This window comes from Bradyrhizobium sp. Ses1 (assembly GCF_059512365.1).
In genome coordinates, this window is sequence record NZ_JCAMOQ010000251.1 from 1 (window position 1) to 294 (window position 294).

Sequence of the window (294 nt, forward strand, 5' to 3'; positions counted from 1 at the left end):
GCTGATCGTCTTGGTGGCGACGCGGGTATAGAGCGCCGTGGTGTCGAGCTTGGCGTGACCGAGCAGCACCTGGATGATGCGGACATCGATGTGCTGCTCCAAGAGGTGGGTGGCGAAGCTGTGCCGCAAGGTGTGCAACGAAACGCGCTTGTTGATCTCCGCCATCTGGGCGGCGGCATGACAGCCGCGATTGAGCTGGCGTGTGGTCATCGGCTGCGCCGGATCGCGGCCCGGGAACAGCCAGCCCTGCGGCCGCGCCGCCTTCCACCAGGCCCGCAGCAACTCAAGCAGGTG

1 protein-coding gene is annotated in these 294 nt (G+C 66.3%); it reads right to left on the reverse strand.

Annotated elements, in window-relative coordinates:
• A partial coding sequence (locus AC5ZG5_RS46575; RefSeq protein WP_496165618.1) for a tyrosine-type recombinase/integrase occupies positions 1-294 on the reverse strand: 294 nt, incomplete at both ends.